Origin of the sequence: Kitasatospora sp. NPDC048298, assembly GCF_043201465.1 — a bacterium.
Taxonomy (GTDB): Bacteria; Actinomycetota; Actinomycetes; order Streptomycetales; family Streptomycetaceae; genus Kitasatospora.
This window is the reverse complement of the sequence record NZ_JBICYZ010000099.1, coordinates 1-22,537: the sequence shown is the minus strand read 5'-3', so window position 1 is coordinate 22,537 and position 22,537 is coordinate 1. Positions and strand designations below refer to the sequence as shown.

Here is a 22,537-nt window from a genome sequence, read left to right as displayed (position 1 = left end):
TTGCGTCGACAGTGCCCGGTGCGGCATGGTGAGGGTTCTGTCAGGCCCCGCGTACGGCGCGGCAGGGCTCCCGGACTCCGGGGGTCAGGCCCCGGAAGGTCCGCCAACTCCGTTCGGTGGACACACAATTGAAGACCGTTGAGCCGTACGCCGCCCGATTCCAACGCCCGGTCGCCTCACCTCGGCCGGACGCCGGGCCAGCACCTCCCGTGACCAGAGCACCATGCGGAGGTCCGTGCCAAGGGGCACGTTGCGCCCGTACGGTCACGCGTGGGCGATGCTGGAAGGAATCCATGTGACTCGGATCTCGGTCCGGGGAGTTGCTGTGGCCTCCGCCACCGCCGTCACCGCTGTCGGTGCCGTCGTTGGTATGGCCTCGGGCAGCGAGGGCAAGACCATGCAGACGGTCGACGTCGCCGGCGCGACCCTGCTTGCCGAAGTCCCCTCTGGCGCCCAGGCGCAGACCATCAGTGACAACATCGGCCAGCAGGCATCCGCCCAGCAGGCCTCCGCCGACGCCGCCGCCAAGGTTGCCGCGGAGCAGAAGGCCGCCGAGGAGGCCGCGCGCCAGCAGGCCGCCGCGGACGCCCAGGCGAAGGCCGATGCCCAGGCCAAGGCCGACGCGGAGAAGGCCGCCAAGGCCGCGGACGACAAGCGCAAGGCCGACGAGGCCGCCGCGAACCGTTCCAAGGCCCGGTCCGCGATGACCGCGGTCGAGGACAGCGCGCCGCCCGTCTCGGTCAGCCCCGGCTCGGTCCAGGACCTCGCCCGGCAGATCGTCGGCAGCGACGCCCAGTTCCAGTGCTTCAGCCAGATCGTGAAGCGCGAGAGCGGCTGGGACTACACCGCGACCAACAAGAGCTCCGGCGCGTACGGTCTGGTCCAGGCGCTGCCCGGCACCAAGATGGCCTCGGCCGGTGCCGACTGGCGCACCAACCCGGCCACCCAGATCAAATGGGGCCTCAGCTACATGAACTCCCGCTACGGCAGCCCCTGCGGCGCGTGGTCGTTCTGGCAGGGTCACAACTGGTACTAGGAACGGCGGCCGCTCCGGCGGCGCGGTTCCGCACGGCCCCCGGCCGTCCGTCCTCCTCGGACGGGCGACCGGGGGCCGTGGCGTTCCCCGGCCGCAGGTGTCGCGTGGTGGGAGCGGGAGGACCGCGCCGCCCGGGCTGCGCTGACCAGTGCGCCCTCGGACGGTGCGGTCCCGGTTGCGGACGCGGGGCGCGGGAAGGGGTCCTGGTAGCCTCCCGCACCGGCCGGTCCGCCGACAGTTGGCCGTGAGGCGACCTCGGCGGCTCGGCTCCGGGGTCTCGTCCCGACTCCTCCCCAGCGAACTGTGACCGAAACCAGGCGGAACCTGGCGTTTTGTCCGGTTCATCGGGATGGTCGGTTCGAGTCGAACGGACCGGCGGCCGGAATTGCCGCAGCCGCGCCGGGTAGCGTCATCCCTGACGGCCGCGGCGGGACCCGCGGCGTACCGCCGGCACGGCGGGTTCGGCAGGGGAGCGGTGGTAGCGAGGATGGCGCGGGGCGGAAAGGCCTTCAAGGCCCTGGCCAAGGGCGTGGCCGTGGTGGCGAGCGCGGCCGCCGTGATCGAACGGCGCCGGCGGGCCGCGATGGCTGCCGACCCGCACGAGCCGGCCCTCCCGGGAGCGGCCCTCCCGGAGCCGGCCGACGGGCATGTTCCGGCGCTGGTGGACGGGCAGGTCCCGGCACCCGCCGAGGCGCCAGGCCCGGTCCCGGCGCCCCGGGTCGACCCGGGCCCGGTGGCCGAGGCCCTCCCGCCGTCCGCCGCGGCGGCTCCGGGCGCCCCGCCCGCACCGGCCGCGCACGTCGGCCTCGGGCGGGAGTACCACCCCGGCCGACCGGCCACGCCCGCCGAGGCGGTGCCGTGGGGGCTGCGGGTGGCCGCCGAGTCGACCTGGCGGCTGCTGCTGCTCGGCGCCGCGCTCTACGTCGTCTTCTACGTGGTCGACATGCTGCGGCTGGTCGCCTTCTCGGTGCTGGCCTCGCTGCTGATCACCGCGCTGCTGGAGCCCTCGGTCTCCTGGCTGCGCCGGCGCGGGGTGCCGCGCTCGCTGGCGGCGGGCGGGGTGTTCCTCAGCGGTCTGGCCGGGATCGGACTGGTCGGCTGGTTCGTGGTCTGGCAGGTGTCGACCAACCTCTCGGACGTCACCACCCAGGTGAAGACCGGCGTCAACCAGCTGCGGGACTGGATGGTCACCGGGCCGCTGCACCTGACCCAGCAGCAGATCACCGACTTCGCCAACCAGATCACCAAGGCCATCACCACCAACACCGACCAGCTCACCTCGGCCTCGATCACCGGCGCGCAGATCGCCGTCGAGGTGCTGACCGCGCTGCTGATGACCTTCTTCACCACCTTCTTCTTCCTCTACGACGGCGGGAAGATCTGGAACTGGGCGCTGCGCGGCCTGCCCCGGCACTCCCGGTTCGCGATGGCCGGGGCCGGTCCGAAGGCCTGGACGACGCTCACCGCCTATGTGCGCGGCACGGTCTGCGTGGCCTTCATCGACGCGCTCTGCATCGGCATCGGCGTCGACCTGCTGGGCGTACCGCTCGCCCTGCCGCTGGCCGTGATCATCTTCCTGGGCGCCTTCGTCCCGCTGGTCGGCGCGCTGATCACCGGCACCGTCGCGGTGCTGATCGCGCTGGTCACCCAGGGGCCGTGGACGGCGCTGATGGTGCTGGTGGTGCTGGTGGTGGTGATGCAGGTGGAGAGCCACATCCTCCAGCCGCTGATCCTCGGCCGGGCCGTCCGGGTCCACCCGCTCGGCGTCGTGCTCGGCGTCGCGGCCGGCGGGATCATCGGCGGCATCGGCGGCGCGGTGGTCGCCGTCCCGCTGATCGCCGTCACCAACACCGTGGTCGCCCACCTGCGCCGCCGCAACGAGGCCGGCCAGGCCGTCTTCACCGCGCTGGAAGCCGCCCGCGAGGCCGCCGAGCGCACCGCCGCCGCCCCGGCGGGGGCCCCGCGACCACAGGCGCAGCCGCGGTCCGCGGCGGAGTAGTCGACGCGTACGCCGACGGGCCCCTCGCGGACATGGTGTCCGGGAGGGGCCCGTCGGCGTACGCGGGTGCGTCAGGCGTTGGCGAGGGCGGCCTCGGAGTCGAGGACGCCGGCCACGGCCTGGAGGACGGCGGCGATCTTCATCGAGGCCTGGACGACCTCGCGCTCGACACCGGCCTTGCGCAGCACGGCCTCGTGCGAGTCGAGGCACTGGCCGCAGCCGTTGATGGCCGAGACCGCGAAGCACCAGAGCTCGAAGTCGACCTTCTCGACGCCCGGGGTGCCGATGATGTTCATCCGCAGACCGGCCCGCATCGTGCTGTACTCCTTGTCGGAGAGCAGGTGCAGCGTCCGGTAGTAGACGTTGTTCATCCCCATGATCGCGGCCGCGCCCTTGGCGGCGTTGTACGCCTCCGGGGAGAGGTTGGCCTTGGCCTCGGGCTCCAGCTCGCGCAGCAGGCCGGGGCTGCGGGTGGCCATCGCGCAGGACAGCACGGTGCCCCAGAGCTGCTGGGCGGGGAGGTCGGAGTTGCCGATGACCGAGCCCAGGTTGAGCTTGAGGTCCTTGGCGTAGTCCGGGAGGGCGGCCTTCAGGTCGTCGAGAGCCATGGGTCAGCCCGCCAGCAGGGCCTGGGCGTCGAGGGTGTCCTCGCCCTTGCTCCAGTTGCACGGGCACAGCTCGTCGGTCTGCAGGGCGTCCAGCACCCGCAGGACCTCCTTGGGGTTACGGCCGACGGAGCCGGCGGTGACCATGACGAACTGGATCTCGTTGTTCGGGTCGACGATGAAGACGGCGCGCTGGGCGGTGCCGTCCTCGTTCTCGACGCCGCAGTCGCGCATCAGGTCGTGCTTGATGTCGGCCAGCATCGGGAAGGGCAGGTCGCGCAGGTCCTTGTGGTCCTTGCGCCAGGCGTGGTGCACGAACTCGGAGTCGCCGGAGACGCCGAGGATCTGGGCGTCGCGGTCGGCGAACTCGTCGTTCAGCTTGCCGAACGCGGCGATCTCGGTCGGGCAGACGAAGGTGAAGTCCATCGGCCAGAAGAAGACGACCTTCCACTTGCCCTCGTAGGACTTGTGGTTGATGTCGGCGAAGGCGCTCGCGGCGTCCAGGTCGACACAGGCCTTGAGGTCGAACTCGGGGAACTTGTCACCGATCGTGAGCACGTTCGCTTCTCCTGAAGTGAGATGAGGGGAGATGTCCGGAATCCGGACACCACTCACGATTCCACATCGTGGACTGATCAGGGAAATAGCTACACTTGATGTGTCTGATCGGAGATTGCTATCAGTACCGAATTCCCCACGTCGCGCCCGGCCTCCCGCAGGAAGGGTGGCGCCAGGACCGAGCCCGCTGTGGCGAGTGCCACAGTCCGCAGTCCGCGCACCCCGACCGTTGCCCAGCTGAGGGCCTTCGTCGCGGTGGCCGAACACCGGCACTTCCGGGAGGCCGCCGCCGCCACCGGGACGAGCCAGCCCGCGCTGTCCGGGGCGGTCGCGGCGCTGGAGGAGTCGCTGGGCGCGCAGCTGGTCGAGCGTACGACGCGCAAGGTGATCGTCACACCGCTGGGGGAGCGTGTGCACCAGCACGCCCGCCGGGTGCTCGCCTCGCTCCAGGCCCTCACCGAGGAGGTCGAGGCCGCCCGCCGCCCGTTCACCGGGCCGCTGCACCTGGGCGTCATCCCGACCGTCGCGCCCTACCTGCTGCCCACCGTGCTGCGGCTGGTCCGCGACCGCTTCCCGGACCTGGAGCTGCACGTCCACGAGGAGCGCACCCCCTCGCTGCTGGAGGGCCTGGCCGCCGGGCGGCTGGACGTCCTGCTGCTCGCGCTGCCGGCCGGCGGGGTCTCGCCGACCCTGGACATCCCGCTGTTCGACGAGGACTTCGTCCTGCTCACCCCGCCCGGGCACCCGCTCGCCGGGCGGATCGACGTTCCGCGCGACGTGCTGCTCGACCTGGACGTGCTGCTGCTGGAGGAGGGCCACTGCCTGCGCGACCAGGCGCTGGACATCTGTCGTGAGGTCGGCGCCGACCCGACGGGCTCGACCACCCGCGCGGCCGGCCTGTCCACCCTGGTCCAGCTGGTCGCCGGCGGCCTCGGGGTGACCCTGCTGCCCGCCACCGCGCTGGACGTCGAGGCCGGGCGCACCGACCGGCTGGCGGCCGTCCGCTTCGCCGCCCCGTCGCCCGGCCGCCGGATCGGGCTGGCCGTCCGGCCGGGCTCGGCCCGCGGAGCCGAGTACGCGCGCTTCGCGGCCGCGCTGCGCGAGGTGCTGGTCGAGCTGCCGGTCCGGATCGTCTCCTAGGCTGCCGGTCCGGACCGTCTCCCGGGTCAGCCCCGGGCGCTCTCCGTCGCCGGGGCGCCCAGGCAGAGCCCGACCGTCGTCGCGACCAGTAGCTCCAGCGCGTCCAGGGTGTCCTGGTCGGGCCGGTCGCCGGGGCGGCGCAGGGTGAGGTGGCGGGCCGTCAGGCCGTCGAAGCCGCCGAGGAAGTGGACGGCGATCCGGCGGGCGGGCAGCGCCAGGGTCAGGCCGTGGGCGGCCGCGAGGGCGCCGAGCATCTCGGTGGCGGTGCCCTCGATGTCGTGCTGGAGCCCGAGCATGATCTCCTGCATGTCCGGGTCGCGCATGGCCAGCGCCCCGAACTCGCTCAGCAGCACACAGCGCCCGTGCTCGCCGGTGGCGGCCTCCCAGAGCGCGTGCACCAGGGTGCGGACCTGCTCGCCGAACGCCCCGTCGCCGGGGGAGGCGGCGCGCACCTCGCCGACGAAGTCGGACTTCAGCTGCTCGACGACGGCCCGGTAGAGGTCCTTCTTGGTGCCGAAGGTGTAGTGCACCGTCGCCTGCGCCACGCCGAGCTCGGCGGCGATCGCTCGGGTGCTGCCGGCCGCGATTCCCTCCCTGGTCATCAGGTCGATCGCGGCCTGGACCAGTTGCGGTCGGCGTTCGGAGGCGGGGACATGGGCCATCCAGTCAGGGTAGCGCCACGGGCGGGTAACTGCGTCGTTTGATCTTGTCGATCAACTTTGTCACTCGACAAAGTTCGGTCTACGGTGGGACGCGACCTGCCCTGACCGACCCGAGGGACCGCCGATGGCCACGTACCTGTACCGACTGGGCCGATACTGCTTCCGACGACGGCGAGCCGTCGTCGCCGTCTGGATCGCCGTACTCATCGCCATCGGCGGGGCCGCGGGCGCCTTCGCCGGCAAGACCACCGACGAGTTCAAGGTCCCGGGCACCGAGGCCCAGGCCACCCTGGACCGGATCAAGGACACCTTCCCGGCGCAGGGCCACGGTTCCGCGCAGGTCGTCTTCGCCGCCGGTGCGCCCGGCGGCGTCGCGACGCCCGAGGCGGGCAAGGCGGTCGGCGAGGCCGTCGCCCGGATCGCCGGGGTGCCGGGCGTGGCCGCGGTGCCCGACCCGTACGCTACCGGCGCGCTCTCGCCGGACGGGAAGGTCGCGATCGCCCTGGTCTCGTTCGACCACAAGCTCGCCGACGTCACCGACCAGCAGCGCGAGGCCGTGAAGGCCGCCGCCGAGCCGGCCCGCGCGGCCGGGCTGGACGTGGCCTTCGGCGGCGACGCGTACAACACGATGGCCCAGATCGAGGGCGGCAGCGAGGCGATCGGCCTGGTGGTGGCCGGGGTGGTCCTGGTGGTCACCCTCGGTACGCTGGTCGCCGCCGGGCTGCCGCTGCTGACCGCGCTGGTCGGCGTCGGCGTGACGATGGCCGGCCTGCTGGCGCTCACCGGCTCCTTCGAGATCATCACCACCGCGCCGGTGCTGGCCCTGATGGTCGGCCTCGCGGTCGGCATCGACTACGCGCTGTTCATCCTGTTCCGGTACCGCCGCCACCTGGACGAGGGCCTGGAGCCGGAGGAGGCCGCCGCCCGGGCCACCGCGACCGCCGGCAGCGCCGTCGTCTTCGCCGGCCTGACCGTGGTCGTCGCGCTCGCCGGACTCGCCGTCGCGGGCGTCCCCTTCCTCACCGTGATGGGCCTGGCCGCCTCCGGCGCCGTCGTGGTGGCCGTCCTGGTCGCGATCACCCTGCTGCCCGCCGTGCTGGGCTTCACCGGCCGGGCCATCGACCGGCTGCCGATCTGGAAGCGGGCCCTGACCGCCAACGGCCGCACCACCATGGGCGAGCGCTGGGGCCGCTTCGTGGTCCGCCGCCCGCTGCCCGTGCTGCTGGTCGGACTGGCCGGGCTGGGCGCCCTGGCGGTGCCCGCCGCGAGCCTGAACCTCGGCCTGCCGAGCGGCGGTTCGCAGGCCGCCGGGACGGACGCCCGCAAGGCCTACGACCTGGTGGGCGAGAGCTTCGGGCCGGGCTTCAACGCGCCGCTGGTGGTCGTCGTGGACGCCCACGGCGCGCCGCGGCCCGAGCAGGCGGTGCAGGGCGTGGCCGCGAAGCTCCAGACCCTCGACGGCGTCGGGACGCTGCTGCCGCCGACCGTCGACCGGGCGAGCGGCACCGCGCTGGTGACCGTCATCCCGCGGACCGGCCCGGACCACGAGGACACCAAGGCGCTGGTCAACGAGATCCGCGACCAGAAGGCGGAGCTCAAGGCGGCGACCGGCGCGGACATCGCCGTCACCGGCACCACGGCCGCCAACATCGACGTCTCCACCAAGCTCGGCCAGGCGCTGCCGCCCTTCCTCGCGGTGATCGTCGGGATCGCGGTGGTGCTGCTGGCGCTGGCGTTCCGCTCGGTGCTCGTCCCGCTCAAGGCGGTGGCAGGCTTCCTGCTCAGCATCACCGCCTCGCTCGGCGCGGTGGTCGCGGTCTACCAGTGGGGCTGGCTGGACGGCCTGATCGACGTGCCCAAGGTCGGTCCGGTGGTGAGCTTCGTGCCGATCCTGCTGATCGGCGTGCTGTTCGGACTGGCGATGGACTACGAGCTGTTCCTGGTCTCCGGGATGAAGGAGCAGCACGTCCACGGCGCGGCGCCGCGCGAGGCCGTGGTGGGCGGCGTGCGCAACGGGGCCCGGGTGGTCACCGCGGCCGCGCTGATCATGGTGGCGGTGTTCGGCTCGTTCGTCTTCGGGCACGACCCGATCGTCCAGCCGATCGGCTTCGCCCTCGCGGTGGGCGTGCTGGTGGACGCCTTCGTGGTGCGGATGGCGCTGGTGCCGGCCGCGATGGCGCTGTTCGGCAAGGCGGCCTGGTGGTTCCCGAAGCGGCTGGAGAAGGTCGTGCCGCGGGTGGACATGGAGGGCGAGCAGCTGATCGCCCGGCTGGCGGAGCAGGCGGGGCAGGCGGCGCAGTCGGGGCAGGCGGCGCAGGAGCCGGCCAAGGAGCCGACCCGGGCCTGACGGACCGACCCGGGGCGCCCGGTGGGACGCGTTCCCGCCGGGCGCCGTCGCGTTCACGGCACCGGGTTCACGGCGGCCGCTCGCAACACCGCGTTCACGGCGGCGCGCTCACAACGGCGCGCTCACGCCCCGGCGTTCACGTTCACGTTCGCGGGCAGCCGCTGCTCGAACCAGACCACCTTGCCGGTGCCCAGCCTGGTCGCGCCCCAGCGGTCCGCGCACCGGGCCACTATCTGCAGCCCGCGCCCGCGTTCGTCCTCCGGCCCGGTGCGGCGCGGGCGCGGCAGCAGCGGGCTGTCGTCGCCGACCTCGCAGCGCAGCCGGGCGGTGCGCACCAGGCTCAGGGTGACCGGCCGGGTCGCGTGCTGGACGGCGTTGGTCACCAGCTCGCTGACCATCAGCTCGGTCGCCTCGCTGAGCTCGTCCAGCCCCCAGCGGCGCAGGGTGTGTGCGGCCAGCCGGCGGGCCCGGCCCGGCGTCTCGTTGCGCGGCTGGAGGTACCAGTGCGCGACGTCCCCGGCCGGGATGCCGTCGAAGCAGGCGCCGAGCAGCGCGATGTCGTCGCCGCGGTCGCCGGGCGGCAGGATCCGCAGCGCCTCCTGGCACAGCTGCTCCGGGGACTGCCAGCGGGCGGCGGCGATCCGGGCGCGCAGCAGCTCCAGGCCGTCGCTGATCGGGCGGGTGCGGGTCTCCACCAGGCCGTCGGTGAACAGCAGCAGCGCCGAGCCGGGCGGCGCGGGCAGTTCGACGGAGTTGAAGTCCACCCCGCCGACGCCGATCGGCGCCCCGGAGTCCAGTTCGACCAGCTCGGCGGTGCCGTCCGGGCGGACCAGCACCGGTGGGACGTGCCCGGCGTTGGCCATCACCACCCGGTTGGCGATCGGGTCGTACACCGCGTAGACGCAGGTGGCCAGGTGCTGTTCGCGGCCGAGCCGCTGGGCCTGTTCGTCGAGGTGGTAGAGCACCTCGTGCGGCGGCAGGTCGAGGGCGGCCAGGGTCTGGGCGCTGGTGCGCAGCTGGCCCATGATGGCGGCCGAGGTGAGCGAGTGGCCCATCACGTCGCCGACGATCAGGGCGACCCGGTTGCCGGGCAGCGGGACGGCGTCGTACCAGTCCCCGCCGACCTGGGCGCCGCGCTCGCCGGGCAGGTAGCGCTGGGCGATCCGGACGCCGTGCGACTGCGGCAGGCGCAGCGGCAGCATGCTGCGCTGCAGCTCGTTGGCGATCTCCCACTCGCGGGCGTAGCGCAGCGCTGTGTCCACGGCCAGCCCGGCCTGGGTGGCGAGGTGCGCCGCGGTCGCGGTGTCCGCGGCGTCGAAGACCGGGCGGCCGCTGCGTTCGGGAGGACGGCGGATCAGTATCAACAGCCCGAGCACCGCCTTGCGGCCGCGCAGTGGCAGGGCGAGGACGGAGGTGCCGGCGGCCAGCCGGGCCACCCCGCGGGTGCCGTACAGCTCGCGCAGCAGCGTCTCGGCGCGCTCGGCGGAGGGCGTGCCGAGGACGGCGGCCTCGGCGGGGCGGCGGCTCAGCAGGGCGTGGGCGAGCGCCCCGCCGCGGGTCACCGGGGTGGCCGGGCCGCCGTCGGCGGTCGAGCGGGCGCCGTAACGGGAGCGGCGCCGGTCGTCCAGGCCGCTCGGGCGGCCGCGGCGGCCGATCCGGGTGCCGGTGCTGTGGTGTATCCGCAGCTCCTCCGGGAATCCGGGTTCGCGTTCGACGTTGGGCAGCGGGTCGCGCAGGTGGACGACGGCGGCGTCGGCGAGCGTCGGGACGAGCACCCGGCCGATGTTGCGCAGCGTCGCGGCGAGGTCGAGGGCGGTGTTGATCCGCCGGGTCGCCGAGTCGAGGTACGCCAGCCGGTCCGCCATCTCGGTGCGCTCCGGCCGCGCGCCCGTCCGCCGTGCCGGGGCCGGGGCCGCCGGGGTCACCGCCAGGGCCGGGGCGGCCGGAGCCGGGGCCGGGGCCGAGGTCGGGGCCGGTGGCGCGGCCGGGACCTGGCGGCGCTGGCCCGGGACGGCGGGCGGCTGCTCCGCCTCGGTCTTGAGCTGGTCGCGCACGGCTGCCTGTCCTGGATTCGGTGTGGTCGGTGAGCTGTTCTGTTGCGCCGGCCGGGTACGGCCGGTCCTGTCCTGTCCCGGTTCGATCAGCCGACGCGTCGACAGCACAGGAACAGCTGTTCCTCCGGCGGCAGCGAGGTACTGGCCGGTGCGTACGGATGCCCCGAGCACTCCTCGACGGCGAAGCCGGCCGAGACCAGAACCCGCTCCAGATCCTCCCTCAGATACCCACTGATCCGCAGCTCTCTGCCAAGGAACGGAAGCGGAACGTGATCCAGGTCCGCCTCGACCATACCGAGCGCCAGCAGTCCCCCCGGACGCAGGAGTTCGCGTAGCCGCCCGAGCACGGTCGGAATCTCGTCCTGCGGCAGCAGGATCAGCGAGAAGAACGCGGTGACCGCGGCGAAGCGGCCCCGCCCGTCCGGCCCCAGTCCGGGGGCGTTCCAGACCCGGTCCGCACGCTCGGTGGCCAGATCGTACAGGTCGATCCGATGGAAGACTGGCGCAAAGACGCCGGGGAAAGCGGTCCGCCGGGCCAGGGTGAGCATCCCGTCGGAGAGGTCCGCGCCGGTCACCCGCAGACCGGCCGCGGCCAGCTGCCGGACGGTCGGGTCACCGGTGCCGCAGCCGACGTCCAGCACCCGGGCACCGGGTTCCAGCCCGGCGAGCAGCCGCCGGCCGCAGGCCAACTGGCCGTCCTTGGCCGGGAAGGCCTCGCCGTACCCGGCGCCGATGGTGTCGAAGGCGACCGCCTGCAGTGCCCGGGCCGCCCGCCGCCGCCGTACCTCGGGCTCGTCGTCGCCCGCGTCCTCGCCGACGGGGAACGGGTCGGATATCTGTCCGGTCGTCACGTTGCGAGACACCCTTCCACCCGTGGCCTCCGGTGGCGCCTCCCGCGGCCCCGCGGGCCGCTGCCGGTGGCGGTACGTCGCGCTCTGCGCACCACACGGACGGACTGCACCCCGATGCGTATCCGGCAGACACTCGTGTGCGTACTGGCATCTGAGAATATGCGTGATCACTGCGCCATGGGGTCCCTTTCCGGCCAACTCGCCGTGCTTGGACCGTTGTGGCCCGGGTTGCGGAAGCACGAGGGTGTGGGCGAGGTTGTGCGCGAGGCTCCGCGCGCCGGACAATGCGCCAGGCTGACGTCGATGACCTGCGGTTTTGCCGATCCGCAGGCTGACTATCGGACGTTTATCGAACGTCAATCGGCGCGGTGCAGAGTGGAGTCCAGCGCCGGGGAAGCGTTGAGGGCGCTCCCGCAGCCGGGGGGCTGCGGGAGCGCCGACGCGCGGAACGGGGGAGGTCTTCCGTGGGGGAGCGGAGACCTTACGGCGCGGGGGGAGGGAAGGGCTCGGTGTGCTGCTGGGAGATGAGGTCCGCCACGGGGGAGGCCTCGGGCACACCGAGCCGGATGAAGGTCGCATGTGCCTCCTGGAGGCAGGCGAGCCCGCGGGCCGGCTGGGCGAGCGTCAGGAGCGCCTCGCCCAGCGCCGCGTTCGCCAGGCCCTGGCAGTAGGCGGAGTCCAGCTCCTGGGCGATCGCGAGCGACTCGCCGGCTGCCTCGGCGGCCTCGGCGGGCTGTCCGGCCGCGAGCAGGGCGGTGGCGAGGCGGGCCAGGGTGTAACCCCTCCACAGGGTGTTCTGCTGCGACTGGTACAGCCCGTGCGCCTCCCTCAGGTGCGGGACGGCCTCGGCGCCGGAGAGCACCACACCGAGCTGGTAGAGCGTCTGCGCGAGCAGCGGGCCGTTCTTGGACTCCCGAGCGGCGGCGACACCCTCGCCGGCGGACTGGATCGCCGTCTCCGTCATGCCGAGCCGGTGCTGCGCCCGGGCTATGTTGCTGACCACCCGCGCCTCGGACGTCGGTGCGCCGACGGCCTGGCTGGTGGCGCGGGCCTGTTCGTAGAACAACAGGGCCTCGGCCGGACGGTTGCCGACGTTCAGCATCACGCCCAGCATGTTGGCCGTGGCGAGGAGCAGGACGGTCGCGTCGTCCGGCGCCTGGTGGTCCAGGCTTCGGCGGAAGGACTGTTCCGCCCCCTGAAAGTCGCTGGTGTCGGACTGCAGGGTGCCGCGGGCGAAGTGCACCCGGGCGAGCGCCGCCGAGTCGTCACGACGACGCGCGTCCGCACCGATGGCCTCCAGGGTCCGGAGTGCTCGGGGGCCGCGGGTCGGGTCCGGGTCGATGCTGATCAGGTAGTTCAACAGGTCAATGGCTGCGCGCTGCAGGGCGCCGGGGCCGCTCGCGGCGGCCTCGACGGTGCTGAGCAACAGACCGCCCTCGGTACGCAGCCAGTCCTGTGCGGCGTGACTCGTGGGCAGGCCGAGTCCCGGCGACGCGAGTGCGGTCAGCTGTTCGAGCACGGGTTCGTCCGGCTCGATCACCTGGGCCGCGTTTCGCACGGTCGGGATCAGCAGGTCGAGCAGCCGGAGCACCGCCTGCTCCTGCTCGCCGGTGTCTCCTATCCGCTCGTTCTGCCGCTGGGCGTAGAGCCGGAGCAGGTCGTGGTAGCGGTAGCGGCCGGGGGCGAAGCACTCCAGCATGTTCGCCTCGACCAGGGCCTCGGCGAGGCCCTCGGCGGTGTACTCGTCCAAGCCGAGCAGTGCTGCGGCGGCCGCCAGGGGGATGTCGGGGGAGTCGATCAGCGCGAGCAGCCGAAAGGCGCGGGCCTCGGTCGCGGACAGCTGTCCGTAGCCGAGCCCGATGGTGGTCTCCACTGCGAGGTTGCCGAGCTGGAGTTCGTCCAGCCGTCGGCGTTGGTCGGCTAACCGACGGGCCAGGTCGGAGACGCTCCATCGCGGGCGGCTGGCCAGTCGGGCGGCGGCGATGCGTACAGCCAGCGGCAGGAAGCCGCAGGCGGTGACGACCTGCATGGCGGCCTCTGGTTCGGCGGCGACCCGGTGCTCGCCGACGACGGCCGAGAACAGCGCCAGCGCCTCGTCAGGGGTCAGCTCCTCGACGTCGAACAGCTGGGCGCCGGGGATGCCGGCCAGCCGGGAGCGGCTGGTGGCCAGGACGGCGCAGCCGGAGACCCCGGGGATGAGCGGCCGGATCTGGTCGGCGTCGCGGGCGTTGTCGAGCAGGATCAGCATGCGTCGGCTGGCGAGCAGCGAGCGGTAGAGGGCGGCGCGCTGTTCCAGCGAGTCGGGGCTCTCGGCGACGCCGAGCGCGTGCAGGAAGTCGCCCAGGACGCCCGCCGGGTCGGCGGGCGAGACGCCGGCTCCGCGCAGGTCGACGTACAGCTGCCCATCCGGAAACTCGGCGCGGACCCGGTGGGCGACGTGAACCGCGAGGGTGGTCTTGCCGACGCCGCCGATGCCGGCCAGCGAGGTCACCACCACGGCCTGGCCGGTGGCGTCCATCAGGACCGCCGAGAGGTCGTCCGCCAGTTCCGATCGCCCGCTGAAGTCGGATACATCGGCTGGGAGTTGGGCCGGAGCGGGGGGTGCGGCCGGGCCGTCCTCGCGGACGGTGGGGCCAGGGGCGGGGGCGACCGGGACGGCGAGCGCCGGGTCGGCCGCGAGGATGCGGGTGTGCATCGCGGACAGGCCCGCGCTTGGTTCGACCCCGAGCTCCTCGATCAGCAGCTTGCGGGTGTCGGTGTAGACACCGAGTGCCTCGGCCTGGCGTCCGCAGCGGTACAGCGCCAGCATCAGCAGTTCGCGCAGGCGCTCGCGCAGTGGGTGCTCGGTCGTCAGGTTGTTGAGCTCACCGACGATCTCGGCGTGCAGGCCGACGTCGAGCGCGGCGGCGCACAGCTCCTCGGTCGCCGCCACCTGGCGCTCGGCCAGCCGCCCGCGCTGGGCGTCGGCGTACGGGCCGGGGACGCCGGTCAGCGGACGTCCGCTGAACAGGTCCAGCGCCTGCGTCAGCAGCCGGTGCGCCTTGTGCTTGTCGCCCGAGGTGCGGGCGGTGGCGGCCTCGGCGGAGAGCCGCTCGAAGACCGTCAGGTCGAGGGCCTCGCCCGGGATGCGCAGCGCGTAGCCGTCGGCGACCGAGACCAGCAGTTCGGCGGGCCGGCGCACCTCGCGCCGGGGCTCGATGACGGAGCGCAGGCGGGAGACGTAGGTGCGCAGCGCGGCCACGGCCTGGGTGGGGGGCCGGTCGCCCCAGAGGGCGTCGACCAGGTCCTGGGTGGTGACCGGGCGTCCGGAGTGCAGCAGGAGGGTGGTGAGCACCGCTTGCTGCTGGGGCGATCCGAGGGAGAGGGGCTTGCCGTCGAGCCAGGCCTGGACCGGACCGAGGACTTGGAAGCGCAGCGCAGGGTTCTGCGGCGTCTCCAGAAACTCCATGAAGTCCCCCGATGGCCTATGGTGTCGATTCCGTGAAAGGGCGCTCGGCGGTCCGCCGCGATGCTTCAGCTTAGGCGGACGCCCGACTCTGCCGGATGGTGCCGCAAGCCGCACGATGTTTATCGGACATTTAATCAACCCTACGATACTGTCCGCGCGCCCGCGCCACAGAGGTCGGGCTGAACACATTTGATGACCGAAAGGCGGCCGCCCAATGGCCAATGACCAGAGCGAGACCCCGGTGCTGTCGACGCCCGAGAACACGGCGCAGACCGGCACCCCGGCCGCCGCTGTGGAGGCGGGCAAGGCTGTGGAGGGCGCGGTGACCGCGGCCTCGAACCCGACCGAGTACACCGCGCCGACCGACGCGGAGAAGAACGCGTTCGAGAACGGCTCCTTCGGTGACGAGGGCCAGTACATCGAGGAGCCCGCCGGCGAGCCGGGCGGCCCGTACCGGCCGGAGAACGCGGTCGGCGGCAACCCGTAAGCCGTTCTGGCCGAGTGCCCCCGCGCCCTGTCCGGGCGCGGGGGCGCCGTCGGTTATGCGCGCGCCAATTCGTGTGCGGGTGCACCGTGGTGGCTGATTTCGGTCCCTGGTGCACGCATGGTGACCGGTGCTATCCGTAACGTGCCGGTCGTGGGGCGTCCGGCGTTCCGGAATTCCGGATTCACTGGGGATTGCCGAGCCCTGAATGCTGCGGTTTGCGTGGATTTTGCCGCAATTACCGCAAATGATCCCATTCAGTCGAATCGCGGGGCCCGGGAACGGGTGAGACCTGGTGCGGTTCGGCGGTCCATTCCCGGCCGCCGCCCTCGGGGCGCAGGTAGTGCTCGCCGCCGAGGGTGTCCATGTAGATGCCGGTGCGTCCGGTCCTCCGGTCGAGGACGAGTTCACCCGTGTGTGGCCGGTAGGTCGAGGTGTCGCGCTGTCGGGTGCTCACCGCCTGCTCCTTTCGGCGTGTGCCCAGCATCTCTAGAGAAGCTAATATCTCTAGAGATGTCAACGGTCCGTCGTATCTCCTTACCGGCGACCGCGGGCGCGCCTACGATTTGTCCGAGGCAGAGGGAGAGCGGCGATGACCGGCAGCAGTGGCGACAAGCAGCCCAAGTATCAGCGGATCGCCGAAGCGCTGAAGGCGGCCATCGACGCCGGCCGGTACCGCGCGGGCGACCGCCTGCCCGGCGAGAACGACCTCATGGACGAGTACGGCGTGGCCCGGATGACGGCCCGCCAGGCGCTCGGCGTGCTGCAGAGCGAGGGCATCGCCGAGGCGCGCCGAGGTGCCGGGGTGTTCGTCCGGGACTTCCGGCCGCTGCGCCGGCGCGGCATCCAGCGGCTGGCGCAGGGGCAGTGGGGGGCCGGCCGGTCGATATGGTCGGCGGACATCGACAACCGCAGCCTGGTGGTCGACCAGGTGACCGTCGCCGAGCAGGGCGCGCCCGAGCACGTGGCGCGGGTGCTCGGGGTCGACCCGGGCGCCCCGATGTGCGTGCGGCAGCGCCGCTTCGTGCTGGACGGCAAGCCGGTGCTGCTCTCGACCTCCTACCTGCCCGCGGTGCTGGTCGCGGGCACCGCCATCACCCGCGAGGACACCGGCCCCGGCGGCATCTTCGCCCGGCTCGCCGAGATCGGCGCCAAGCCCGTGCACTTCCGCGAGGAGGTCCGCTCGCGGATGCCCAGCGCGGAGGAGTCCACGCGCCTGGAGCTGTCCGCCGGCACCCCGGTCATCCTGATCTGCCGCACCGCCTTCGCCGACGAGGGCCAGGTCGTCGAACTCAACGAGATGACCCTGGACTCCGCCTCCTACGTCCTGGAGTACGACTTCGACGCCTGAGCGCCGACCGGCCGGCCCGGCCTACTGGTAGTGGTAGCGGGCCTTGAGGATCTTCACTTCCTTCTCGTCCGCCCGGTACACCAGTCGGTGCTCGTCGTCGATCCGCCGCGACCAGTAGCCGGCCAGGTCCCCCTTCAGTGGCTCGGGCTTCCCGATGCCGTCGAAGGGGTCCCGCTGGATCTCGCCGATCAGGCGGGTGATCCGCTGGGCCATCTTCCGGTTCGACCCGAGCCAGAACAGGAAGTCCTCCCAGCCGTCCGGGTCGAAGTGGACGCTCCTCACACCTCACCCGCCAGCGCTTCCAGTTCCTCCACGGTCCTGGTGACGCCTGGGTGGCCCGCCCTGTCGCGGGCGACGGCCTCCATGAGTCGCTGGGCGTTGGCGGGGGAGCGCAGGAGGTAGATCGTCTCCTGCCAGGAGTCGTAGTCCTCGGCGGACATCAGGACGGCGTCCCCGCCCTTGGACGTGATCCTTATGGGGGCGTGGTCGTCGTTGACCTTCTTGATCAACGGGAAGAGCTGGGTGCGTGCCTCGCTCGCGCTGATCGCCATGGGAACGTCCTCCGCTCGGGTACCGGATATCCGTACCGCCATGGTACGAGTTACCCGTACTGGATGCCATGGGAAACGGTCGAAACGGAACCGCCCCGGGCGCGGGGCGGCCGGGGCGGTTCGGGGGCGTGCGGGGACGGCCCCGGGCGGGGCTACTCCTTGGAGCGGACGCGCAGGTTGGTGATCAGCGGGCCCTCGGTGGTCTCGCGGAAGAAGTCGTTGCCCTTGTCGTCGACGACGATGAAGGCCGGGAAGTCCTCGACCTCGATGCGCCAGACCGCCTCCATGCCGAGCTCGGCGTACTCCAGCACCTCGACCTTCTTGATGCAGTCCTGGGCGAGGCGGGCGGCCGGGCCGCCGATCGAGCCGAGGTAGAAGCCGCCGTGCGCGGCGCAGGCGTCGGTGACCTGCTTGCTGCGGTTGCCCTTGGCGAGCATGACCATCGAGCCGCCGGCCGCCTGGAACTGGTCGACGTAGGAGTCCATCCGGCCGGCGGTGGTCGGGCCGAAGGAGCCGGAGGCGTAGCCCTCGGGGGTCTTGGCCGGGCCCGCGTAGTAGACCGGGTGGTCCTGGAGGTACTTGGGCATGCCCTCGCCGGCGTCCAGGCGCTCCTTGATCTTGGCGTGGGCGATGTCGCGGGCGACCACGAGCGTGCCGGTGAGCGACAGCCGGGTCTTCACCGGGTACTTGGACAGCTCGGCGCGGATCGCGGACATCGGCTGGTCGAGGTCGACGCGCACCACGTCGTCGTCGAGGTGCTCGTCGGTGGTGTCCGGCAGGTACTTCGCCGGGTCGGTCTCCAGCTGCTCCAGGAACACGCCCTCGGCGGTGATCTTGCCGAGCGCCTGGCGGTCGGCGGAGCAGGAGACGGCCATCGCGACCGGCAGCGAGGCGCCGTGCCGCGGCAGGCGCACCACGCGCACGTCGTGGCAGAAGTACTTGCCGCCGAACTGGGCGCCGATGCCGATCTTCTGGGTCAGCTCGGTGACCTTGGCCTCCAGCTCCAGGTCGCGGAAGCCGTGGCCGGTCTTGGCGTTGCCCGAGGTCGGCAGGTTGTCCAGGTAGTGCGCCGAGGCGTACTTGGCGGTCTTCAGCGCGAACTCGGCGCTGGTGCCGCCGATCACGATGGCCAGGTGGTACGGCGGGCAGGCCGCGGTGCCCAGCGAGCGGATCTTCTGCTCCAGGAACGAGAGCATGCTCGCCTCGTTCAGGATGGCCTTGGTCTCCTGGTACAGGTACGACTTGTTGGCGGAGCCGCCGCCCTTGGCCATGAACAGGAACTTGTACGCGTCCCCGTCGGTGGCGTACAGCTCGATCTGGGCCGGCAGGTTGTTGCCGGTGTTCTTCTCGTCCCAGGTGGTCACCGGGGCCATCTGGGAGTAGCGCAGGTTGAGCTTGGTGTACGCGTCGAACACGCCGCGCGCGATGGCGGACTCGTCGCCGCCCTCGGTCAGCACGTTCTGGCCGCGCTTGCCCATGACGATCGCGGTGCCGGTGTCCTGGCACATCGGGAGGATGCCGCCGGCCGAGATGTTGACGTTCTTCAGCAGGTCGAGCGCGACGAAGCGGTCGTTGGGGCTGGCCTCCGGGTCGTCCAGGATGCGGCGCAGCTGGGCGAGGTGGGCGGGGCGCAGGTAGTGCGAGATGTCGTGCATCGCCTCGGCCGTCAGCAGCCGCAGCGCCTCGGGCTCGACCTGGAGGAACGTGCGACCGCCGGCCTCGAAGGTGGAGACACCCTCGGAGGTGAGCTTGCGGTACGGGGTCGGGTCAGCGCCCAGGGGGAGCAGGTCGCTGTACTCGAAGTCTGGCGTGGGAGCCATGGGGGCGGTCCTTAGCTGTCCAGTTGGTCCGGCTGCGTCGGCGAAGCACCATCAAGGGTAGGACCCGTCGGAAGCCGGCATGCGGACAGGGCAGCCTTGCGTGACCGGGCTCACTCGCTCGGGAGTGCGAGCGACTAGTCTGATCCCGTGGACAACTCGCCGTCGCACGACGACCCGGGGCAGCCGCCGGTGCCGGCGCCCGTACCGATGACCAAGCCCGAGAGCAGGGCCCAGGCCGCGCCGCGCCCGCACGCGCCGGCCGCAGAAGCGGAGTTGCGCGTCTCCGACGCCGACCGCGAGAAGGTCGCGGAGCTGCTGCGGGACGCCTACGCCGAGGGCCGCCTGGACGCGGACGAGCACGCCGAGCGGATCGAGGCCGCCTACGCCGCGAAGACCTTCGGCGATCTCGCGCCGCTGACCCGGGACCTGCCGGCCCGCCCGCTGTCCTTCGAGAAGCCGCCGCTGGCCGCCCCGCAGCCGTCGTCGCCGCCGCAGCCGCCCGCGCGCCTGGAGTCCCCCACGGTGGTGGCGATCTTCGGCGGCGCCGCCCGCAAGGGCCGCTGGCGGGTGGGCTCGCACCTGAGCGCCTTCGCCGCGTTCGGCGGGGTGGACATCGACCTGACCGACGCCGTGTTCGAGTCCCCCGAGGTGGAGATCACCGTGACGGCGATCTTCGGCGGGGTCCAGGTCCGGGTCCCGGAGAACGTCACGCTGCAGGGCTCCGGCATCGGCATCTTCGGCGGTTTCGACGTCCGGGAGACGACCGCGGCGGACCCGTACGCTCCGGTTGTCCGGATCAAGGGCCTTGCGCTGTTCGGCGGTTGTGAGGCGAAGCCGCGCCGGGGCAAGAAGCTGAAGGAGTGGGTGCGCCGCCAACTCGGCGTCGACTGACCGCCATTGACCTGCGAAGTGCCCGGCCGTGGATCAACTCCCGGCCGGGCGCTCGGCGTTGTGGCCAGTGCGCTGCGTAGTCGATTGCGTGCAGTGTGCATGAATCGCGGCCGGGCGGGGTAGTTCCTTCCGCACATCGCTTCTTGGACGGCTGCGCACCGGAGGCGGCCGAGCGGCCGTGCCGGGGTTGGACAGCGGGGGCTCGCGGCCGGCGGGGGAGCGAGGGATCCCCGTGTCCGAGAGCCTCGTCAGGAGTACGGCCGTGCTGCATCCGATCGAGTCCCGCACCACCTCGCCAGTCGCCGCCGCGCAGGTCCTGGAGCGCCGCCCCGGCGTCCGGCCGCAGCCGCAGCCCCAGGGCGGCCAGGCGGGTGCCCCCGCGGGCGAGGACAACCCCTGGCACACCGGTGCCGCGTGTCGGCGGGACGAGGTGGGGCTGTTCTTCGCGCCCTCCAAGGAGCCCACGGCGGCCCGGTTGTCGCGCGAGGAGCAGGCCAAGCAGGTGTGCGCCCGCTGTCCGGTGCTGCTGGAGTGCCGCGAGCACGCGCTGGCCCAGCCGGAGCCGTACGGGGTCTGGGGCGGGCTGACGGCCGCCGAGCGGCGGGTGGTGCTGGCCCGGCGCCGCCGCCGGGACGCGGAGCTGCGCGAGGCGGCCCGGGCGACGGCGGCCGCGCGGCGCCGGATAGCCGGGTGACGGCGGGCCCGAGAGCGGGACGGCGACGCACCGCGGCCCCGGCGGAGGGGGATTCCGCCGGGGCCGTGTGCCGCGTTCTTCCGGGCCTCAGTTGGCGCGGTCGAAGTCGATCGCGCTGTACGCCCGCAGCTTCGAGAGCTTGTGGGTGGAGTTGATCTCGCGGATGGTGCCGCTCTTGGAGCGCATCACCAGCGAGCTGGTGGTGGCGGTCTCCGAGCGGTAGTGCACGCCGCGCAGCAGCTCGCCGTCGGTGATGCCGGTGGCGACGAAGAACACGTTCTCGCCGCTGACCAGGTCGTCCGTGGTGAGCACCCGGTCCAGGTCGTGGCCGGCGTCCAGGGCCTTCTGCCGCTCGGCCTCGTCCTTGGGCCACAGCCGGCCCTGGATCACGCCGCCCATGCACTTCATCGCGCAGGCCGCGATGATGCCCTCGGGGGTGCCGCCGACGCCCATCAGCAGGTCGACGCCGGTGCCCTCGCGGGCGGCCATGATGGCGCCGGCCACGTCGCCGTCCGAGATGAACTTGATCCGGGCGCCCGCCTCGCGGATCTCCCGGACCAGGCCGTCGTGGCGCGGGCGGTCGAGCACGACGACGGTGACGTCCTCGACGGCACTGCCCTTGGCCTTGGCGACCCGGCGGATGTTGACCGCGGCCGGGGCGGTGATGTCGACGAACTCGGCGGCCTCCGGGCCGGCCACCAGCTTGTCCATGTAGAACACGGCGCTGGGGTCGAACATGGTGCCGCGGTCGGCGACGGCCAGCACGGCCACCGCGTTGTTCATGCCCTTGGCGGTCAGCGTGGTGCCGTCCACCGGGTCGACCGCGACGTCGCACTCGGCGCCGGTGCCGTCGCCGACCCGCTCGCCGTTGTAGAGCATCGGGGCTTCGTCCTTCTCGCCCTCGCCGATGACGACCACGCCGTTCATCGACACGGTCGAGACGAGGGTGCGCATCGCCTTCACGGCGGCACCGTCCGCGCCGTTCTTGTCGCCACGTCCGACCCACCGGCCGGCGGCCATCGCGGCCGCCTCGGTGACCCGGACGAGCTCGAGCGCGAGGTTCCGGTCGGGAGCCTCGGGCGCGACCTCCAGGGCACTGGGAAGGTGGTGCGGGTACTGCGTGGTCATCGTCGTTACCTCTCTGTACGCGACGGCCAGTGAGCGCCCGACTACTGCCTGGTCGAACGCCGTGGTGAGGGTATTGCGATCGTATCTGCCCACGAGATGACTGTCTGTGGCGCGGGTCGCTGCTCTATGGCAGAAAACACCGATTCGCCCCCCTTTCACCCATACGTGGCCACCCCTGGTGGCCGTCCCGGTGTGTGGATGAGTCACCATGTGGGGGTGGCAGCAGACAGCAAGGGCATGAGGGGTCGGCAGACCGTACGGGACATGGTCCTGTCGATGCTGGCGGTCGGTTTCGTCGTCTGGATCGGGTACCTGTTCCTCCCGCACGACGCCAACGGCGACCCGGTGCACGTGGTCGAATACAAGGTCGCGGCGGCCTCCGCCAAGCGCGCCGCGCCGTACCCGCTGCTCGCCCCGGAGGGTCTGCCGGAGAAGTGGCGGGCCACCTCGGTCGCCTACCGGCCGGCCGACCAGAACAACGGCAAGGGCAACGCCTGGCACCTGGGCTTCGTGACCCCCTCCGGCCAGTACGCGGCGGTCGAGCAGAGCGACGTCTCGCGCGACTCCCTGGTGTCGGACTACGTCAAGGGCGCCAAGGCGGACGGCAGCTCCGAGGTGGCCGGCCGCACCTGGGACCGGCTGCAGGGCGAGAAGGACCGCGCCCTGGCCGCGCAGACCGGCGTCGGGACCACCCTGCTCACCGGCACCGCCTCCTACGAGGAGCTGGCCGAGCTGGCGCAGGCGCTCAAGTAGCCCGCCCCCGCCTCCGCGCCCGCTTCCGCGCACGCACGCGCGTACGCCGAAGGGCCCCGCGCCGGACGAACGGTGGTTTCTAGTGGTCGTTGCAACACGTGGTCGGTTGTCTAGGCCGCGAGGAGTTTAGCCAGGCGCTCGGCTGGGGTTTCCCAGCCGAGCGTT

Annotated in this window: 20 protein-coding genes; 9 read left to right on the top strand and 11 right to left on the bottom strand. The window is 72.4% G+C overall.

The annotated features are described in order from the left end of the window. Positions 1–277: 277 nt before the first annotated feature. Positions 278–1,036 (top strand): transglycosylase SLT domain-containing protein, encoded by a 759-nt coding sequence (locus ACGF0D_RS40705; RefSeq protein WP_392873763.1) that lies wholly within the window; start codon positions 278–280, stop codon positions 1,034–1,036. A gap of 487 nt (positions 1,037–1,523) precedes the next feature. After that, positions 1,524–3,035 (top strand): AI-2E family transporter, encoded by a 1,512-nt coding sequence (locus tag ACGF0D_RS40700; RefSeq protein WP_392873760.1) that lies wholly within the window; start codon positions 1,524–1,526, stop codon positions 3,033–3,035. 71 nt (positions 3,036–3,106) lie between these two features. Here ACGF0D_RS40700 and ACGF0D_RS40695 read toward each other — a convergent pair whose 3' ends face one another. Beyond that, entirely contained in the window at positions 3,107–3,643 is a 537-nt protein-coding gene (locus ACGF0D_RS40695; RefSeq protein ID WP_392873757.1) for an alkyl hydroperoxide reductase, read from the bottom strand. Between the two features lie 3 nt (positions 3,644–3,646). Next, positions 3,647–4,198, bottom strand: coding sequence for a peroxiredoxin (locus tag ACGF0D_RS40690; RefSeq protein ID WP_316526531.1), 552 nt, complete (start codon positions 4,196–4,198; stop codon positions 3,647–3,649). A 189-nt stretch (positions 4,199–4,387) separates the two neighbouring features. On the opposite strand from ACGF0D_RS40690, the gene ACGF0D_RS40685 reads away from it, so the two are divergent. Next, a complete protein-coding gene (locus ACGF0D_RS40685) occupies positions 4,388–5,338 on the top strand; it encodes a LysR substrate-binding domain-containing protein (protein WP_392873753.1) in 951 nt (316 codons plus the stop codon). A gap of 26 nt (positions 5,339–5,364) precedes the next feature. On the opposite strand, the gene ACGF0D_RS40680 is transcribed toward ACGF0D_RS40685, so the two are convergent. Further along, entirely contained in the window at positions 5,365–6,000 is a 636-nt protein-coding gene (locus ACGF0D_RS40680) for a TetR/AcrR family transcriptional regulator (RefSeq protein ID WP_392925239.1), read from the bottom strand. Positions 6,001–6,124: 124 nt separating this feature from the next. On the opposite strand from ACGF0D_RS40680, the gene ACGF0D_RS40675 reads away from it, so the two are divergent. After that, entirely contained in the window at positions 6,125–8,347 is a 2,223-nt protein-coding gene (locus ACGF0D_RS40675) for an MMPL family transporter (protein WP_392925237.1), read from the top strand. Positions 8,348–8,469: 122 nt separating this feature from the next. On the opposite strand, the gene ACGF0D_RS40670 is transcribed toward ACGF0D_RS40675, so the two are convergent. The 3 genes from ACGF0D_RS40670 to ACGF0D_RS40660 all read right to left on the bottom strand — a co-directional run bounded on the left by ACGF0D_RS40670 (position 8,470) and on the right by ACGF0D_RS40660 (position 14,700). After that, the gene (locus ACGF0D_RS40670; RefSeq protein WP_392925235.1) at positions 8,470–10,401 is read right to left on the bottom strand and encodes a SpoIIE family protein phosphatase; all 1,932 of its coding nucleotides are present in this window, start codon (positions 10,399–10,401) and stop codon (positions 8,470–8,472) included. Between the two features lie 86 nt (positions 10,402–10,487). Then, entirely contained in the window at positions 10,488–11,159 is a 672-nt protein-coding gene (locus tag ACGF0D_RS40665) for a class I SAM-dependent methyltransferase (RefSeq protein ID WP_392925242.1), read from the bottom strand. A gap of 574 nt (positions 11,160–11,733) precedes the next feature. Continuing rightward, on the bottom strand, positions 11,734–14,700 hold the full coding sequence (locus tag ACGF0D_RS40660) for a BTAD domain-containing putative transcriptional regulator (RefSeq protein WP_392873739.1): 2,967 nt from the start codon (positions 14,698–14,700) through the stop codon (positions 11,734–11,736). A gap of 214 nt (positions 14,701–14,914) precedes the next feature. On the opposite strand from ACGF0D_RS40660, the gene ACGF0D_RS40655 reads away from it, so the two are divergent. Further along, a complete protein-coding gene (locus tag ACGF0D_RS40655; RefSeq protein WP_392873736.1) occupies positions 14,915–15,187 on the top strand; it encodes a hypothetical protein in 273 nt (90 codons plus the stop codon). A 235-nt stretch (positions 15,188–15,422) separates the two neighbouring features. On the opposite strand, the gene ACGF0D_RS40650 is transcribed toward ACGF0D_RS40655, so the two are convergent. Then, positions 15,423–15,641, bottom strand: a complete 219-nt coding sequence (locus ACGF0D_RS40650; protein WP_392925234.1) for a hypothetical protein — start codon at positions 15,639–15,641, stop codon at positions 15,423–15,425. 135 nt (positions 15,642–15,776) lie between these two features. Here ACGF0D_RS40650 and ACGF0D_RS40645 point away from each other — a divergent pair, with 135 nt between their 5' ends. Then, positions 15,777–16,535, top strand: a complete 759-nt coding sequence (locus tag ACGF0D_RS40645) for a GntR family transcriptional regulator (protein ID WP_392925232.1) — start codon at positions 15,777–15,779, stop codon at positions 16,533–16,535. A gap of 21 nt (positions 16,536–16,556) precedes the next feature. Here the strand turns inward: ACGF0D_RS40645 and ACGF0D_RS40640 are convergent, their stop codons facing one another. From ACGF0D_RS40640 to ACGF0D_RS40630, 3 genes are all read right to left on the bottom strand, one after another. Continuing rightward, positions 16,557–16,817: a Txe/YoeB family addiction module toxin gene (locus ACGF0D_RS40640; protein WP_049651717.1), complete on the bottom strand. Its 261-nt coding sequence runs from the start codon at positions 16,815–16,817 to the stop codon at positions 16,557–16,559. Next, positions 16,814–17,086: a type II toxin-antitoxin system Phd/YefM family antitoxin gene (locus ACGF0D_RS40635; RefSeq protein ID WP_392873728.1), complete on the bottom strand. Its 273-nt coding sequence runs from the start codon at positions 17,084–17,086 to the stop codon at positions 16,814–16,816. The genes ACGF0D_RS40640 and ACGF0D_RS40635 overlap by 4 nt, the downstream gene beginning before the upstream one ends. A 152-nt stretch (positions 17,087–17,238) precedes the next feature. After that, a complete protein-coding gene (locus ACGF0D_RS40630) occupies positions 17,239–18,906 on the bottom strand; it encodes a fumarate hydratase (RefSeq protein WP_392873725.1) in 1,668 nt (555 codons plus the stop codon). A gap of 207 nt (positions 18,907–19,113) precedes the next feature. On the opposite strand from ACGF0D_RS40630, the gene ACGF0D_RS40625 reads away from it, so the two are divergent. Further along, entirely contained in the window at positions 19,114–19,797 is a 684-nt protein-coding gene (locus ACGF0D_RS40625) for a DUF1707 domain-containing protein (RefSeq protein WP_392874265.1), read from the top strand. Between the two features lie 262 nt (positions 19,798–20,059). After that, on the top strand, positions 20,060–20,491 hold the full coding sequence (locus ACGF0D_RS40620) for a WhiB family transcriptional regulator (protein WP_392873722.1): 432 nt from the start codon (positions 20,060–20,062) through the stop codon (positions 20,489–20,491). A gap of 87 nt (positions 20,492–20,578) precedes the next feature. On the opposite strand, the gene glpX is transcribed toward ACGF0D_RS40620, so the two are convergent. Further along, positions 20,579–21,619, bottom strand: coding sequence for a class II fructose-bisphosphatase (gene glpX, locus ACGF0D_RS40615; RefSeq protein WP_392873719.1), 1,041 nt, complete (start codon positions 21,617–21,619; stop codon positions 20,579–20,581). 216 nt (positions 21,620–21,835) lie between these two features. Between glpX and ACGF0D_RS40610 the strand changes: the two genes are divergently transcribed. Beyond that, positions 21,836–22,372, top strand: a complete 537-nt coding sequence (locus ACGF0D_RS40610) for a DUF4245 domain-containing protein (RefSeq protein WP_392925230.1) — start codon at positions 21,836–21,838, stop codon at positions 22,370–22,372. The last annotated feature ends 165 nt before the right edge of the window (positions 22,373–22,537 follow it).

What these genes read in the sequence shown, in the direction of transcription:
- ACGF0D_RS40705 (WP_392873763.1), top strand. Translation starts at nt 278, where the DNA reads ATGCTGGAAGGAATCCATGTGACTCGGATCTCGGTCCGGGGAGTTGCT.
- ACGF0D_RS40700 (WP_392873760.1), top strand. Translation starts at nt 1,524, where the DNA reads ATGGCGCGGGGCGGAAAGGCCTTCAAGGCCCTGGCCAAGGGCGTGGCC.
- ACGF0D_RS40695 (WP_392873757.1), bottom strand. Translation starts at nt 3,643, where the DNA reads ATGGCTCTCGACGACCTGAAGGCCGCCCTCCCGGACTACGCCAAGGAC.
- ACGF0D_RS40680 (WP_392925239.1), bottom strand. Translation starts at nt 6,000, where the DNA reads ATGGCCCATGTCCCCGCCTCCGAACGCCGACCGCAACTGGTCCAGGCC.
- ACGF0D_RS40675 (WP_392925237.1), top strand. Translation starts at nt 6,125, where the DNA reads ATGGCCACGTACCTGTACCGACTGGGCCGATACTGCTTCCGACGACGG.
- ACGF0D_RS40660 (WP_392873739.1), bottom strand. Translation starts at nt 14,700, where the DNA reads ATGGAGTTTCTGGAGACGCCGCAGAACCCTGCGCTGCGCTTCCAAGTC.
- ACGF0D_RS40655 (WP_392873736.1), top strand. Translation starts at nt 14,915, where the DNA reads ATGGCCAATGACCAGAGCGAGACCCCGGTGCTGTCGACGCCCGAGAAC.
- ACGF0D_RS40645 (WP_392925232.1), top strand. Translation starts at nt 15,777, where the DNA reads ATGACCGGCAGCAGTGGCGACAAGCAGCCCAAGTATCAGCGGATCGCC.
- ACGF0D_RS40635 (WP_392873728.1), bottom strand. Translation starts at nt 17,086, where the DNA reads ATGGCGATCAGCGCGAGCGAGGCACGCACCCAGCTCTTCCCGTTGATC.
- ACGF0D_RS40630 (WP_392873725.1), bottom strand. Translation starts at nt 18,906, where the DNA reads ATGGCTCCCACGCCAGACTTCGAGTACAGCGACCTGCTCCCCCTGGGC.
- ACGF0D_RS40625 (WP_392874265.1), top strand. Translation starts at nt 19,114, where the DNA reads ATGACCAAGCCCGAGAGCAGGGCCCAGGCCGCGCCGCGCCCGCACGCG.
- glpX (WP_392873719.1), bottom strand. Translation starts at nt 21,619, where the DNA reads ATGACCACGCAGTACCCGCACCACCTTCCCAGTGCCCTGGAGGTCGCG.